This is a genomic window from Dawidia soli, assembly GCF_018598185.1.
In the GTDB taxonomy this organism is placed as follows: Bacteria; Bacteroidota; Bacteroidia; order Cytophagales; family Cyclobacteriaceae; genus Ohtaekwangia; species Ohtaekwangia soli.
In genome coordinates this window covers 95679-109544 of record NZ_JAHESC010000006.1, presented here as the reverse complement: position 1 = coordinate 109544, position 13866 = coordinate 95679, and the positions used below count along the sequence as shown (strand labels likewise).

Below are 13866 nucleotides of genomic sequence, written 5' to 3'. Positions count from 1 at the left end.
AGAGGCAATATAAGATTAAACGGTTACAGTTTCCAGGCGCAGGATCTTTTGAATTTCAGGCTTGCAGCTCCCGCACCCCAGCCCCGCACCCGATCGTTGGCAAAGCTCGTTCAGCGTATGGCACCCCGTTTTGATCAACGCCTGCAAGTTGCCCGACCCAACCTGGTTACACGAGCACACCAGCTTGCCCAACACCGGCGCGGCCTTCTTACCCGAACGCAACAGCTGCAACCGTTGTGCCGAAAGCTCGATCCGGTTTTCGATCAATTCCTTGAACTCGGCAAACTCGCTCTTGTCGCCCATCAAAATGGCGCCCACCAGCCGATCGTCTTTAATAATACACTTCTTATAATAGCGCATAGACTTGTCGATGAACAACACCTCGTCATACCCCACCTCGTTCACCGGGATCTCGGCCATACCGAGCGAGCACAGATCAACACCGGCAAGTTTTAGGATATTCATCGGCACCGTACCCTCGTATATACTCTGCACATCGCCGTCCAGGTAACGCGCCAGCACATCCGCCTGCTTCTCGGCAGCAGCCGTAATACCCAGCGTATTGCCCCGGTGCTCGGCTATTTCGCCGATAGCAAAGATGTCCGGGTCGCTGGTCTGCAAGTGGTCGTTCACAAGAATGCCCCGGCTGGTATCGACACCCGCCTCTTGCGCAAACTCGATGTTGGGCCGGGTACCCACGGCATAGACCAGCGCATTGGCATGGATCGTCTTGCCGCTGCGAAGCCCGGCACGCAGCCGTTGCGTGGTATCGTCCCACACCACTTGCTGCACCTGGTCGTTGAGGTATACCGCCACGCCCTTCTCTTCGATAAAATCCAGTAACAACTGCCCGGCCAGGTTATCCATTTGCCGCTCCATTAAGCGGCTGCTCATCTGGATGACCGACACCTGTATCTCGATCTCGCGCAACGCCACCGCCAGCTCCAACCCCAGCAGACCTCCACCGATAACGATGACCTGTCCGCCGGGACTGAGGTGCTCCTTCAGCCGGTCGGCGTCGGGGCGCGTGCGCATGGTGAATATCCCCGGCAGGTGCATCGGCGCGTCCTTGGGAATGAACGCCCGCGTACCGGTAGCCAGCACCAGCTTGTCGTACCGGTGGCGACGCCCGTGTTTGTCGACAACATATTTCTGCTGGCGGTCGATCGATACGATCTCATTCTCCAGCTCCAGCGCCACGTTCAGCGACTCGAACTCACCCTCCTGGAACTTCTGCAGCCGGTCCCAGCCCACCGAGTCGTTTACATATTCCGGCAGCAATACCCGGTTGTAGAACGGATCCTTCTCTTTGGAGATCACCAGAATATCATCCGTACTATTCAACGAGCGGTAAGTACACAGGAACCGGAATGCCGCGGCACCCGCCCCGGCCACCACAATGCGTTCGCGTGGCTTGGTATACGGTGTCACCTCCACCGCCGTGAATTTAAAATCAGGTTCCTTCGAGATCGGGTCGACCAACGTGCTCGTAAGATTATTCGCCCGGGCCAGGTCCGTCAAAGCCTTGCCCCAGTGCATCGGCAGAAAAACAACGCCCGGCTTGATCTCATCGGTGATCTTCGCCCGAACCCGCACGTCGCCACGAGCGCTGCGTATGGTCACCACGGTGCCCTCCTGTATCTCCCGCGCCGCCGCATCGTCCGGGTGTATTTCCAGGAAAGGCTTGTCGATATGCTGGCGCAGGCGGCTCACCTTACCCGTTTTGGTCATCGTATGCCACTGGTCGCGTATCCGCCCCGTGGTAAGGATCAGCGGGAAGTCCGCGGTAAGAGGCTCTGATTGATTGGCCGGCTTGTCGAGCGGAAAGAAACGCGCCCGCTGCGAGGGAGTATAGAACCGGTGGTCGGTGAACAACCGCGCCGTTCCCGGCGACGATACATCTTTCACCGGCCATTGAAACGTACCTTCTGTTTTTAAGCGCGTATACGAAAGACCGCTGATGTCCAGGTTCGTGCCGTGCGTCAGGCGCACATGTTCATCATAGATCGCCGCCGGCGATGCATAGTCAAAACCGTGAAAGCCCATCGCCTTGGCAAAGCGGCAAACGATCTCGGCATCCGCCAACGCCTCGCCCGGAGGCTCCACGACTTTGCTCAGGTGGCTGATGCGCCGCTCGGAGTTCGTCATGGTCCCCTCCTTCTCAAAGTGACCGGCCGCCGGCAGCACCAGGTCCGCAAAAGCCAGCGAATCGGACATACGCGAAATTTCCTGTACCACCACGAACCGCGCATTGCCCAACGCCTTCTCCACACGCCGCAGGTCCGGCAAACTTACCAGCGGATTGGTACACATGATCCAGATCGCCTTCAGCTCACCGCGCTCCAGGGCTTCCACCATTTGCGTAGCCGTTAAGCCCGGCTTCTCCGCGATCGCCGGCACACCCCAGAAATCCGCCACCTCGCGCCGGTGATCCGCATTCTGTAAGCTTCGGTGCGCCGCCAGCATCGTGGCAAGCCCGCCCACCTCGCGCCCACCCATGGCGTTGGGCTGGCCTGTCAGCGAAAACGGTCCGGAGCCCGGCTTGCCGATGTGCCCCGTGATCAGGTTCAGGCTGATCAAAGCAAAGTTCTTATGAACACCGACGACACTTTGATTCAACCCCATGGCCCAAAGCGTCAGAAAACCCTTCGCACCTGCAATATAACCCGCCGCCGTCCGGATCTCCTCCTCCGGCACCGCGCAGATCCGGGCAGCGTCGGCGAGCGCCACGGCAAAGACCGACGCGCGGTAGCGCTCATAGTCTTCGGTGTGCTCATGAATGAATGTATAGTCCACGTCGCCGTTCTCGATCAGCACCCGGGCGATGGCATTATATAAATAGATATCCGTGCCCGGCAGCGGCTGCAGGTGCAGATCTGCCCCCGTACACGTCTGCGTCTTCCGGGGATCGACAACGATCAGCTTCACATCGGGATTGCGCTGCTTGTGCGCTTCGATCCGACGGAAAAGGATCGGATGACACCATGCCGGATTGGCGCCGGCGATGAGAAAACAATCCGCCAGCTCGATGTCTTCATAAGCCACTGGCACCGCATCTTCACCCAGCATCTGCGTATAGCCCGCCACCGCGCTGCTCATACACAACCGGGAATTGGTATCGATGTTGTTGGTGCCGAGAAAGCCCTTCACCAGTTTATTCACGACATAATACTCTTCCGTCAGGCATTGCCCCGACACATAAAAACCCACCGCATCCGGACCATGCTTTTGAATGATCGTACTAAACACCGCCGCCGCGCGCTTCAGGGCGTCGTCCCACGTAACACGCTCCAACGGGTGGTTACGACTGCGCCGCATCTCCGGGTATAACAACCGGTCACTGTGGTCGTTCATGGCATAGTGTAAATTCATGCCCTTCGAACACAGCATCCCCTTGTTTACCGGGTGGTCTTTGTCCCCCTCCACCGTCACATTGTTGCGTCTGTCTTTCTTTACGACAATACCACAGCCCACGCCACAATAAGAGCACGTTGTCTTGTAAGATTCTTCCCGCGCGATCGTCATTTCTTCTGTATTAAATCGTTCCTGAAACTGTTATTACCCCTATAAATTTGTCCACGCAGGCCGAAGCGCGATCATGATATACGCCCAGTTCGCGGAGCGGTCGGCATGCTTGACGTTCTTCACCTTCGGCGACGTGAGCGTCGTCGATGCCAGCATGGCGCTATACCCGCCCTCGAGTTGTATGATATTCGAAAGCGCATATTGCGCCGTAAAGTCTATTTCCGTACCCAGGTACCGGTCCATCCACCGGCCGTCTTCGCCATGTACTTTATCGGGCAACGTGAAGTAATGCACGTCCGCCATACACGTCAAACGCGGATTCGCCACCAGCTTCGATTTGATATAGAGATCCGTCAGGCCATTGGCACCAAAGCCATCCGCCACATAGAAATAATCCATATACCCCCAGAACTTATGCGGCGTGCCGTACAAAGGGTCAAAGCGCTGGTATTTCTTCGAAGGGTCGTCACCATTGTTCCCCGAGGTAAGGTCCACGCCCGGTCCCACGCTGAATTTTTTATTCACCGCATACAAGGCCGACAGCGAGAAAAGATACTCCTGTAAGGACGTCCCGTCCCGATATTTCCCACCCTGAAAAAAGGCCGTAGCCGCCAGCGTCACACGCTTCCGCACCGTGCCAAAAAGATTGCCGCCCACCGTATAGCGGCTCCACGTACCGCGTTCATAAAGCGGCGTCTTCGCCAGGGTGTCGGCAGGAGCAAAATGAAACTTACTGAAGTCGTCTTTAAAGAATAGGAACGATGCATTGCCAAACGGCAGCTTACGCCCGACGTACAGGAACTGCATCGACTTATACAGAGTAGCCATGCCATTGGTACTCGCCGCATAACCGCTGGGCGTGCCGTTGTAGATCGTATTCGATTTACGTTCTGCATTCTGGTTATACCCCGCGCCCAGGTGAGCCGTCCAGCCGTGGTGTTCAAACTTCACCAGGGCGGCGTCATGGCGGCGCCCCTGTTGCAGCCAATCGAGATTTCCCAGCAGGCGTACATCGTCGTACACCAGCTCCTGCCGGCCGATCTTAAGGGTAAAATGCTTAACGACCTTGCCGGTGTCCACCAGGCTGATCTCACCCCACGCCTCGTGCAGCATCAGGCCGTCATAAGCATCGGTGTTGATCCGGTTGATCGACGACGCATCCTGCCCCCAGACACGCACGTCCTGTATAGTAGTATAGAACGTGAACCGGTGACCGGTATACCGCAGGTTCACGCGCGTACGTTGCGACACGAACGCCGCGGGAACCGTGTCGCGCACGGAGGGCGTCCCCTGCCCGTCGCGGTATTCGCCGCGCGTGCGCAGCTGCGCCGACACCGCCACCTGGGCGTGTACCGAAGCCGGCCCAAAGATCAGGAAGACCAGCAGCAAAAGAATAATAGACTTGCCATGCATAGGTATTGCAGTTAAGGTTACAGAAAGAAGAGACCTAAGGTTGGCGTCCGGTTGTTTAGACCGCCTTAGGCTACCGCCTCCTGTACCACCGCATCTGTAGCAGGCGAAGTGGCCGCACGCTGCGCAAAGCTCAGCAGAAAGGCAACGGCTGACACCAGCGCTACAACAATGCCAATCATAAAAAGACTATCACGATAGGAAATGCTCTCCGAGGCAAACAGAAAACCCGCCAGCACCGCGCCCACATTTCCCCCCGCGCCCACAATGCCCGACACGCTGCCCATGGCCTTCGCGTTAATGAACGGCACGACCGAATACGTAGCGCCATTGGACATCTTTAAGAAAAGCGCAAACAGCAGCATCGTCACAATGGCCCAGGTCAGCACATCCATCGACGCAAAGAGCATAATGCCCAAACCCTCCAGCAACAGGAACAACGCCAGAATAAAGATCCGGCCGCTGAGGCCATACCGCTTCCCGACCTTGTCACCAAACACACCGCCCAGCGCACGCGCAAAGATGTTCATCATACCAAAGGCGCCGGCGATGAGTCCCGCCTCTTTTAAGCCCAGGTGAAAGTTGTCGACGAAGTAAAGCGTAGCAATATTGTCGATCGTGATCTCGATACCGAAGCAGGCACCGTACGCCAGGAAAAGAACCCACACACGGTAATCCTGGCAGGTCTTCCAGAAACTTTCTTTCTGCGCCGGCACGGTAGCAGGCAGATCCTTTTTAATCTCCCGCAGGTTGCCCGCCGGCGTATCCTGCGTAAAGAAATAATAAACAAATCCCAGGATCAGCAATACCACCCCAGGCACCACCATACTGTAGCGCCACGCCTCCGGCGCGGCATAGCCCGCACCCACCAGCCCCGCGAAGATCAACGGCATGACCATCAGCGTCACACCGCCCCCCATATTACCCCAACCCGCGGCCGTAGCGTTAGCTGTACCCACAACGTTGGGCGCAAACATCACCGAAGTATGATATTGAGTGATCACAAAAGAAGCCCCGATAACACCGATCGCTAAACGAAAGAGCAGGAACGACTCATAGCTGTTGCTGAAGCCGATCAGCATGACCGGAATAGAACCCAGGATCAACAACGCCGAATACGAAATGCGCGGCCCGATCTTGTCACACAACCACCCGAAGAACAACCGGGCAAAGATCGTGATGGAAACAGACGCGATAATGATGTTACCGATCTGGGCCTTGCTCAGGCCAAGATCCTCCCGTACGACGGGCATCAGGGGAGCAATCCCGAACCAACCGAAAAAACAGAAAAAGAAGGTGATCCAGGTAATGTGGAACGTGCGCATGGGCACGGACGAAAGATCAAACAGGTTGATCCGCGTAGCTTTGGGGAAGTGGGTTTGTGACATGCTTTACGTATTAATATTACGTACTAAACATACTCAAAATACGTATGCTTTACGTAAAAATACGTAACAATATTATCGAAAACGTTCGAACTACGTAGAATGCAACAGCTCAGGCAATGTTTTCACGTACCGCCTTATTCACCATGTCGATCGCGTTATTCACCCCCAGCTTCTTCATAATATTAAAACGGTGCGTTTCGATCGTGCGTTGACTCTTGTCGAGCGCTTCCGCAATCTCTTTATTATGCTTGCCATCGATCACCATGCGCAGGATCTGCTTCTCGCGCTTGGATAAATTATAGGGATCGGACGAATCCTCCTCCCGGCGCACGGGCCGCTGCCCCTGACCTTGCAGAAGCTGGTTCGCCAGTACGTGCGAGACCGCGCCGGTGTAATATTTACTCCCCCCGTGCACGGCACGCAGTGCCTTCAGAAATTCTTCCTTGTCGGTATCTTTCAGCAAGTAGCCGTAGGCGTCGGCATTCAACGCTTCTAACACATACTCCTCCGAGTTGTGCATGGAAAGGATCACGGCTTTGGTGCCTGGCGAATACTCCTTCACACGCGCGGCCGCCGACAGACCATCCATCTGCGGCATGCGAATGTCGAGCACCAGAATATCAGGCTTCAACGCACGCGCAGCCTCCAGCGCTTCCTGGCCATTACCGGCCTCACCCACCACTTCCATCTCCGCGTCAGACTCGAGCATAGCCCGGATGCCCTTGCGCACCAACACGTGGTCATCGGCCAATACGATCTTGATATGTTCCATAACTTCCTGTATACAGGTTCTAAGATAAAGTCTTTACACGCAAAGGCACCGTCAGGAACACCGTGGTACCGTGACCGGGCTCCGAGCGGATCTCTAAGCGGCCGTGAATATACTCGGTCCGCTCGTACATATTGAACAATCCCCGCCCCGAACCGATATCGATATTACGGTCCTTCAGCGACCGGGCATCAAAACCCTTTCCGAAATCCCGCACCGATACCACCAGGTCGCTGTCCGTCTGCGACAGCGTCACATCTACCTGCGGGCTGGCGGAATACTTGATGGCATTGTTGATCGCCTCCTGCGTAATGCGGAAGATGTTGTTCTCGACATTCTCCGGCAGGCGCTCGATCGTACCTTCGCTTTTGTACGTAAGCTTCATGGCCGTCAGCTTGGCGATCTCCTGGATAAAAACGTTCAAAGCCGCCTGCAGACCATAGTCGCCCAGCACCGTAGGCTTCAGGTTGAACGTCACCCGGCGAACCTCCTTGATCACATCTTTCACCAGGTGGTCGATCTCGATGATCTTCTTCTCCGCCTTGACCGTATCGCCCACGTCGATCGAGCTGATCTGAAAATTGAGCGATGTGAGCATCTGCCCGATACCGTCGTGAATATCCATCGCCAGGCGCTTCCGTTCTTCCTCCTGTCCCTCCAGGATCAACACCGACCGGAACTTCTGCTGGTTGATCTTCCGCTCGATCTCCGCCTTGTTCTTCTGCTTCATGCCGTGCTCGGCCTCCTTGCGCAGCGTAATGTCAGTCGCCAGCACCAACAGCTCCGACACCTGGCCCGCCTGTTCGTACACCGGCGTGATCGTAACGTCCATCCACGGCGTTGTCCCATCCGGCCCCGCCAACGTCAGCTCGCCCTGCCAGCTATTACCTTCCGAAACAGTATCGATAACAGCATCCATCCAATCACCCGGCTCGCCGATCCCCGCAAAGAGGTCACTCAGCCGCAGATCGCCGTCGGACGGCACCGCGTCGGCCACTACCTGTCCCACAAAAGCATCGGCGAGGAACAGCACATTGCCCCCGCGATCGGCGCGCGCCAGCAAACGCGGACTCTCCGGCGGCTGGTTTACCACCGACAGCTGTTCATACGATTTTTCCAGCGATGCATAAAGCTCACCGATCTCCTTCGAAAGCTTGCGCGCATTTTTCTCCGACGTCATCAGCTGGTGCAGCGTGTTGCTGACATACACCGTCGTAGGCCTGAAAATAAAAGCAAACTCCAGCAAGATCGTGCCGATCACAATCCCCAGAATGATATACTCGATACGACTCAGCGATTCGATCTTGTCGTTGGCCTCCGCTTCATACTGCGCCACGATCCGCTCCATGCCCTGCAAAAAAGCACCTTCCGCACCGCGCACCGCCACAATAGCGCCACGCAGCGAATCATAGGGCGTCAGGGGGTCCTGTTGCAACAGCTGCAGGATCCGCGACGTATGTTCGCCCATCGTGGCATACGGCACCGCCGCATCGTGAAAGAGGTTCACGATCGCCGCACTGTTTCGCCCCGGCAAGTGTAAACTGTCGTTGCCATACTGCAACCCCTGCTGCGAAGTATGCCACAAGTGGAACGCCGCGCCGAGGTCGGTAACAATGGTTTGACGCTCGCCGGCAGACTGCAGCGGCTCGAGGTATAACAGCGTCTTGGTGATTTTTTGACTCAGCATGCGTTGCTTGCCGGCCACGTTCACCACGCGCGAGTCGCTGCGCTGCGCCTGCAGGTGACTTTGAATAAGCGCCTGGCCGGTAATGGCCACCGTCGCGATAACGCTCAGGGCCAGTACGTAAAGCGTACCGAGCCGGCTAAACCGGCTGCGCTGGATCGTGGCGGATGGATCGGGTTGAGGAAGCATATACGTAGCAAATTACGTAAAATTCTACGGAGACATCGTAACAAAAGTGCCGGGCGGGGCCCGGCACCTGACCTAAACCGGTACAAAAGCTTTATGCCGTAAAGCCGATGTACACGAAGCCGTCAACGACCTTGACCGGATATACCGTGATCGATGCCTCCTCCGCATTCAGGCATTGGCCCGTATGCAGCGAAAATGTTTTCTTATGAAAAGGACAGGCCACCTTGGCCTCGCCCGACGCCGTGCCGATCATACCGCGCGACAAGACCATCTGCATCTTATGTGGACAAAGGTTCTGACAGGCATACCATTCCGCACGACGGGAAAAATTAAAGACCGCAATCTGCTGATCACCATACTTCACACAGGCGCCGCCGTTCTCCGGAAAATCCGTCGTGCGCGCCGCACGATACCAGTGCGCAACATCCGTGCTGTTGGGAGATGTATAGGTCGTAAGCTCGTTCATTGATTCCATGGTTAGTATCCGTTTATAATTCCTTATTTACGATTCCAGTCGGTCGGCATCTTCTGCCCGCGCAGGTCTACAAACGACAGCGTGTCATCGCTCGCTTCGTCGTTAATGAAGTGACGGTACTGTGCGCGCAGCGCCGGCGTTTCCACCACCTTCTTCCACTCACACTCGTAGTTCGCCATGAGCGCTGCCATTTCTTTCTCCAGCGTCTCGCCAATGCCCAAAGAGTCTTCCACGACCACCTGCCGCAAGTGCTCCAGCCCGCCTTCCATTTTGTTGAGCCAGGTCGCCGTACGCGTCAGCGGGTCAGCCGTCTTGATATAGTACATCAGAAAGCGGTCGATCAGCCGCACACAGGTATCCGTATCGACATCCGTCACCAGCAGCTTCGCATGCTGCGGACGCGCTCCACCGTTGCCACACACATACAGGTTCCACCCTTTCTCCGTGGCGATAATACCGAAGTCCTTCGACTGTGCCTCGGCACACTCGCGTATACATCCCGACACTGCGCCTTTGAACTTGTGCGGCGCGCGCAGACCCTTGTAACGGTTCTCGATAAAGACAGCAAACGACACCGAATCTTGTACACCGTAACGGCACCACGTAGAGCCTACACAGCTTTTGATCGTACGCAACGACTTGCCGTACGCATGGCCGCTCTCGAAACCCTCCTGGATCAGTTCCTCCCAGATCAAGGGCAGCTCGTGCACCTGCGCACCGAACATGTCGATGCGCTGACCACCCGTGATCTTCGTATAGAGATTATACTTTTCAGCGATACGGCCGATCGCCATCAGCTTCTTCGGCGTGATCTCGCCCCCGGCAATACGCGGTACGACCGAATAAGTACCCCCGCGCTGAATATTGGCCAGAAAACGGTCGTTGGTGTCCTGGATCGTCGCCTGCTCGGCAATCACCTCGTTCCAGATACTCGCCAGCAACGAGGCCACCGCAGGTTTACAGATCTCGCACCCGTCGCCCACGCCGTGCTTATCCAGCAACGCATCATACGTACGGATACCCTCTATCTTGATAATATCATAAAGATCCTGCCGCGTGAACGCAAAGTGCTCGCACAATGTCTTCTTCACGACCACACCCAGGCCTTCGAGCGTCATCTTCAACACATCGTTCACCAAGGGAGTACACCCGCCACAACCGGTACAAGCCTTCGTCGTCTTCTTCAGCTCGTCGATCGTACGGGCTCCATGGTCCCTGATCTGACTGATCAGGTCACCCTTCGTTATATTCTCGCACGAACAGATCTGCGCGGTATCCGGCAGGCTCTTGACACCCGCTCCCTCATCTTCCTTACCCGGCGTGCCGATGATAAGCGACTCCGGCTGCGCCGGCAGCGGAATTTTATTCGCCACCATCTGGTGGAAGATATTATACTGGCTGGCATCGCCCACCAGTATCCCGCCCAGCAGATGCTTCCGGTCAGCCGAAATATTGATGCGCTTGTACACACCGTTGCAACGATCCTGGAAAGCAATGGGGATGCTGCCCGGTGTCTCGCCAAACGGGTCGCCGAAACTTCCCACATCCACACCCAGCAGCTTGAGCTTCGTCGACATGTCGAAACCCGTAAAGGTCTTCGACAGGTCGCCCGTCAACTGGCGGGCCACCACATCGGCCATGTCATACCCGGGAGCCACCAGGCCGTAAACCATATTGTTATGCACCGCCGCTTCGCCGATGGCGAAGATATGCTCGTCGGAGGTGCGCAGATAATCGTCTACCAGTATCCCACCGCGACCGTGCACCGCCAGGCCACACGCCTTCGCGACTTCGTCCCGCGGACGGATCCCCGCCGAGATCACCAGCATATCCACCGGCAAGGCAGTACCATCCGCAAACTCCAGCGCTGTGATCCGGTCGTCACCCGCAATGCGTTTGGTCGCCTTACCCGTATGCACCGTGATCCCGATCTCCGTAAGCTTATGTGCCAGGATCATAGCGCCGGCATCATCGAGCTGCCGCGGCATCAAACGCGGAGCGAATTCTACCACGTGCGCCTCCAGGTTCAGGTCCACCAACGCCTTGGCCGCTTCCAGGCCGAGCAAACCGCCTCCCAGCACCGCGGCGGTACGACTGTGCCGGCCGTATTCGATGATCTGGTTCAGGTCCTCGATCGTTCGATAGACAAAGACCCCGTCCAGCGCCACACCTTCCAGCGGCGGCACAAACGCGCCCGAGCCGGTCGCTAATACGAGGTAGTCGTAATGGTCCGTAATGCCGTGATGCGTGCGGATCGTTTTGTTCGCCCGATCGATCTCGGTAACAAGCTCGCCCGTATGCAACGTGATGCCCTGCTCATGGTACCACCCGCGCGGCGCCATCAACAGGTCGTCGGCCGTCTTGCCGGCAAAATATTCACTCAGGTGCACCCGGTCATACGCCGGACGGATCTCCTCACCATACACCGTAATGCGTATGTCGCCTGACAGCTTGCGCAGCTTCTCACACAGCTTAAAGCTGGTCATTCCATTTCCCACCAGTATTACGTGCTTCATTTCAAACGATTTAAGTACTAAGAACCTTATTTTTAAGTAATAATACGTAAATAGTCTCGTATTACGCAAAGTATTTACGTATTATTACGTAAAACAATAACAGCATGGTACCAAGCGAAGGAAAAGTTTTGTTGGTGGGCGCTGGCCCCGGCGACCCGGATCTGATCTCCGTCAAAGGACTGAAAGCCGTCGCCCAGGCCGACATTCTATTATATGATGCACTGGTCGCACCGGCATTACTGGAGCACGCCAAACCCGGTTGCCGGCTGGTATATGTAGGGAAGCGCCGCGGCCATAAAGCCTTTGAGCAGGAAGAGATCAACGCACTGCTCCTCTTTTATGCACAACGATCTCACACCGTGGTACGGCTCAAAGGCGGAGATCCGTTTGTATTCGGCCGGGGCCACGAGGAACTCGTCTATTTACAACAGCATGGCGTCACCGCCGAAGTGATCCCCGGCATCTCCAGCGCCCTGGCAGCACCCGCCGCCGCAGGCATTCCCCTCACCAAACGGCATGTCAATGAAAGCTTCTGGGTAGTGACAGGCGTGCTGAGCGACGGCTCCCTGGCCGGCGACCTCTACCACGCCGCACAGTCCACCGCCACCGTCGTTATATTAATGGGCATGGCCCAGCTCCCCGAGATCGTCCGGCTGTTCAGCCAGGCACGCTCACCGCTGGAGCCGGTAGCCATCGTACAAAACGCCACCTGCGCCGATCAGCAGATCGCCATATCGATGCTTTGCAATATTGTAGACACCGTCCGGCAGCAAGGCCTGAGCTCTCCCGCCGTCATCGTCATCGGCAAAGTAGTCGACGAACACACGCTCACCCACGCCCTGACCTTACAGAAAGATCCGTACCTCGTAAAACGTTCCTGACCATGACAACAACAGCCATCGAGTATTTCGCTTTCGAAGAAGACTTTATCGAAGACAACGTACGCTGCATCCCCATGATCGTACGCTACAAGCTGGACGCTTGCTTAATAAAGCTCAAACTGGCAGAATGGAGCCGCATGACGACCGAAGAACGTTCCTTGCTGGCGGTATTGCCCTGCGAAACCGACACCGAAGTAGAAGACTACCGGGACTTCCTGTGCGATACCATACAACTGCGCACCGGCCACGATGCAACCCCATTGCTCCCCGCAGCAGCCTGCACCCCGGCACGCCTGCAGGAAATACCGGCCAGCCTGTGCGAAAAATTAGAACAGCTTTGTTACACCATCTCGTCAGCGCAATGGTATGGCCTCTCGATCCTGCAACGTTTTGCACTGGTAAAATTGAGCGCCTCGGCGCACGAGCAAAAGAATTTTCCCCGCGCCCTGCGCGAGTTCGCCCTGCTATAGAGAAGGCCAGTCCGTGGGATAATTTACATTTAGAAAAATATCGGCATCCAAAGGCTGTATAGCCTGTATAATCTCGTTATTCAGCACGTACTGCGGACCCACCGTACCCTGGGCCACATAGCGTTGTAACACCGGCAACGCAGCAGGCTCCCAGATCGTCAGCAAGGGCTCCGGCATCCGTCGCACCGGATTATAAAAGCACGTAGCGATCTTCTCCGGATCACGCGCACCCAGCAACTGCAAAAGCACAGCCTCGTCGACCCGCGGCATATCCACGGCCACCGCCAGCCACGCACGATCAGGATGCAGCTGCAACGCACTCATAATACCATTCAGCGGCGTGCGGAAATCAAACACATCCACCACAACCTTCCACCCCGCATCAACCACCTGGTCCGGTCGGCACGAAAGGAATACCTCCGCACAGCACGCCGCCAATACACGACGCAAATATTCGCGCTGCGGCATTCCATGATATTCCAGTAAAGCCTTATCCCGCCCCATGCGCGAGCTATATCCGCCACTTAGGATCAACCCATTCAATACCGCCTCCATCTGA

General features: G+C 56.4%; 10 protein-coding genes. 2 read left to right on the top strand and 8 right to left on the bottom strand.

Annotated elements, in window-relative coordinates; genetic code table 11:
- Nucleotides 1-15: 15 nt before the first annotated feature.
- The 7 genes from KK078_RS06130 to nirB form a co-directional block, all read right to left on the bottom strand.
- The gene (locus tag KK078_RS06130; RefSeq protein WP_254089365.1) at nucleotides 16-3525 is read right to left on the bottom strand and encodes a nitrate reductase; all 3510 of its coding nucleotides are present in this window, start codon (nucleotides 3523-3525) and stop codon (nucleotides 16-18) included.
- Between the two features lie 39 nt (nucleotides 3526-3564).
- Nucleotides 3565-4938, bottom strand: coding sequence for an alginate export family protein (locus tag KK078_RS06125; RefSeq protein ID WP_254089364.1), 1374 nt, complete (start codon nucleotides 4936-4938; stop codon nucleotides 3565-3567).
- Between the two features lie 65 nt (nucleotides 4939-5003).
- Nucleotides 5004-6323 carry a NarK family nitrate/nitrite MFS transporter gene (locus KK078_RS06120; protein ID WP_254089363.1) on the bottom strand — a complete coding sequence of 440 codons (1320 nt, stop codon included), beginning with the start codon at nucleotides 6321-6323 and terminating at the stop codon, nucleotides 5004-5006.
- Nucleotides 6324-6432: 109 nt separating this feature from the next.
- On the bottom strand, nucleotides 6433-7095 hold the full coding sequence (locus KK078_RS06115) for a response regulator transcription factor (protein WP_254089362.1): 663 nt from the start codon (nucleotides 7093-7095) through the stop codon (nucleotides 6433-6435).
- Nucleotides 7096-7114: 19 nt separating this feature from the next.
- On the bottom strand, nucleotides 7115-8965 hold the full coding sequence (locus KK078_RS06110; RefSeq protein ID WP_254089361.1) for a sensor histidine kinase: 1851 nt from the start codon (nucleotides 8963-8965) through the stop codon (nucleotides 7115-7117).
- 91 nt (nucleotides 8966-9056) lie between these two features.
- A complete protein-coding gene (gene nirD / locus KK078_RS06105; RefSeq protein WP_394370547.1) occupies nucleotides 9057-9431 on the bottom strand; it encodes a nitrite reductase small subunit NirD in 375 nt (124 codons plus the stop codon).
- A gap of 32 nt (nucleotides 9432-9463) precedes the next feature.
- The gene (gene nirB, locus KK078_RS06100) at nucleotides 9464-11956 is read right to left on the bottom strand and encodes a nitrite reductase large subunit NirB (RefSeq protein ID WP_254089359.1); all 2493 of its coding nucleotides are present in this window, start codon (nucleotides 11954-11956) and stop codon (nucleotides 9464-9466) included.
- A gap of 104 nt (nucleotides 11957-12060) precedes the next feature.
- On the opposite strand from nirB, the gene cobA reads away from it, so the two are divergent.
- Nucleotides 12061-12837, top strand: a complete 777-nt coding sequence (cobA, locus tag KK078_RS06095) for a uroporphyrinogen-III C-methyltransferase (RefSeq protein WP_254089358.1) — start codon at nucleotides 12061-12063, stop codon at nucleotides 12835-12837.
- 2 nt (nucleotides 12838-12839) lie between these two features.
- Complete coding sequence (locus KK078_RS06090) at nucleotides 12840-13307, top strand: nitrate reductase associated protein (protein ID WP_254089357.1); 468 nt, start codon at nucleotides 12840-12842, stop codon at nucleotides 13305-13307.
- On the opposite strand, the gene KK078_RS06085 is transcribed toward KK078_RS06090, so the two are convergent.
- Nucleotides 13302-13862 (bottom strand): NTP transferase domain-containing protein, encoded by a 561-nt coding sequence (locus KK078_RS06085; RefSeq protein WP_254089356.1) that lies wholly within the window; start codon nucleotides 13860-13862, stop codon nucleotides 13302-13304. The two genes, KK078_RS06090 and KK078_RS06085, sit on opposite strands and share 6 nt — an antisense overlap.
- Nucleotides 13863-13866 lie beyond the last annotated feature (4 nt).

Bases quoted from the DNA above. Each gene is read 5' to 3' on its own strand.
- KK078_RS06110 (WP_254089361.1), bottom strand. From the start codon at position 8,965: ATGCTTCCTCAACCCGATCCATCCGCCACGATCCAGCGCAGCCGGTTT.
- KK078_RS06115 (WP_254089362.1), bottom strand. From the start codon at position 7,095: ATGGAACATATCAAGATCGTATTGGCCGATGACCACGTGTTGGTGCGC.
- KK078_RS06120 (WP_254089363.1), bottom strand. From the start codon at position 6,323: ATGTCACAAACCCACTTCCCCAAAGCTACGCGGATCAACCTGTTTGAT.
- KK078_RS06130 (WP_254089365.1), bottom strand. From the start codon at position 3,525: ATGACGATCGCGCGGGAAGAATCTTACAAGACAACGTGCTCTTATTGT.
- cobA (WP_254089358.1), top strand. From the start codon at position 12,061: ATGGTACCAAGCGAAGGAAAAGTTTTGTTGGTGGGCGCTGGCCCCGGC.
- KK078_RS06125 (WP_254089364.1), bottom strand. From the start codon at position 4,938: ATGCATGGCAAGTCTATTATTCTTTTGCTGCTGGTCTTCCTGATCTTT.
- KK078_RS06090 (WP_254089357.1), top strand. From the start codon at position 12,840: ATGACAACAACAGCCATCGAGTATTTCGCTTTCGAAGAAGACTTTATC.
- nirD (WP_394370547.1), bottom strand. From the start codon at position 9,431: ATGAACGAGCTTACGACCTATACATCTCCCAACAGCACGGATGTTGCG.
- nirB (WP_254089359.1), bottom strand. From the start codon at position 11,956: ATGAAGCACGTAATACTGGTGGGAAATGGAATGACCAGCTTTAAGCTG.
- KK078_RS06085 (WP_254089356.1), bottom strand. From the start codon at position 13,862: ATGGAGGCGGTATTGAATGGGTTGATCCTAAGTGGCGGATATAGCTCG.